Below are 1,642 nucleotides of genomic sequence, written 5' to 3' on the forward strand. Positions count from 1 at the left end.
GGACCCCTCTCGTGTCACGCGGTGCGCGTCAGCACTCGATGACGTTGACCGCGAGGCCGCCGCGGGCGGTCTCCTTGTACTTCACCTTCATGTCGGCGCCGGTCTCCTTCATGGTCTTGATGACCTTGTCGAGGGACACCTTGTGGCTGCCGTCGCCGCGCATCGCCATCCGCGCCGCGGTGACGGCCTTGACCGCCGCCATGCCGTTGCGCTCGATGCAGGGGATCTGCACGAGGCCGCCGACCGGGTCGCAGGTCAGACCGAGGTTGTGCTCCATGCCGATCTCGGCCGCGTTCTCGACCTGCTCCGGGGTGCCGCCCAGGACCTCGGCGAGGGCGCCGGCCGCCATCGAGCAGGCGGAGCCCACCTCGCCCTGGCAGCCGACCTCGGCGCCGGAGATCGAGGCGTTCTCCTTGAACAGCATGCCGATCGCGCCCGCGGCGAGGAGGAAGCGGACCACGCCGTCCTCGTCCGCCCCCGGCACGAAGTTCATGTAGTAGTGGAGTACGGCGGGCAGGACGCCCGCGGCGCCGTTGGTCGGCGCGGTCACCACCCGGCCGCCGGCCGCGTTCTCCTCGTTGACCGCCATCGCGTAGATCGTCGCCCACTCGCTGCGGTGCAGCATCGGGTCGCCCTCGGTGCGCAGCTGGCGCGCCGTGGCGGCGGCCCGGCGCTTGACCCGCAGGCCGCCGGGGAGGATGCCCTCGCGGGACATGCCGCGCGAGACGCAGGACTGCATGACGCGCCAGATTTCCAGGAGGCCCTCGCGGATCTCGTCCTCGGTGCGCCAGGCCTTCTCGTTCTCCAGCATCAGGGAGGAGATCGACAGGCCGGTCTCGTTCGCGAGGCGCAGCATCTCGTCGCCGGAGCGGAAGGGGTACTTCAGTACCGTGTCGTCGAGCTTGATCCGGTCCTCGCCGACCGCGTCCTCGTCCACGACGAAACCGCCGCCGACCGAGTAGTAGGTCTTCTCCAGCAGCGGGGTGCCGGCGCTGTCGTACGCGAAGAGCGTCATGCCGTTCGCGTGGTACGGCAGGGACCGGCGGCGGTGCAGGATCAGCTGGTTCGGCTCGTCGAAGGCGATCTCGTGGAGATCACCTATCTCCGCGCCCAGCAGCCGCAGCCGGCCGCTCTTGCGGATGCGCTCGACCTCGCTGTCGGCGGTTTCGACGTTCACCGTGCGGGGGGAGTGGCCTTCCAGGCCGAGCAGCACCGCCTTGGGCGTGCCGTGCCCGTGGCCGGTCGCGCCGAGGGAGCCGAAGAGCTCGGCGCGGACGGAGGTGGTCTGGGCCAGCACGCCGTCCTTCTTCAGCCGCGTCACGAACATGCGCGCGGCCCGCATCGGACCGACCGTGTGGGAGGAGGAGGGACCGATACCGATGGAGAAGAGATCGAAGACGGAGATGGCCACGGTGGCGGACTCCCTTGTCTGCTCGTGGGGTGGGAGGGGGCAGGAGAGGAGAAGTGGATTATTCGGATTTTGTCCGATAGACGAGCTTAACGCGGCGAGGTGAACGTCCCGGAATCCGGACGAGGTGGGAAGGATTACGTGGACGGGTCGGCCGGGTGCCGGCCCGTGGCCCGGGCCCCGGGTACCGGCCCGCGTGATCGACCGGGCCGGTGCGGACCGCGGGGCGCGTCG

At 70.1% G+C, this 1,642-nt stretch carries 1 protein-coding gene; it reads right to left on the bottom strand.

Annotation, left to right across the window (positions count from 1 at the left end):
* Positions 1-28: 28 nt before the first annotated feature.
* Positions 29-1,411: an L-serine ammonia-lyase gene (locus tag ACWGIU_RS37410; protein ID WP_453712519.1), complete on the bottom strand. Its 1,383-nt coding sequence runs from the start codon at positions 1,409-1,411 to the stop codon at positions 29-31.
* Between the last annotated feature and the right edge of the window lie 231 nt (positions 1,412-1,642).

This window comes from Streptomyces sp. NPDC054840 (assembly GCF_053611065.1).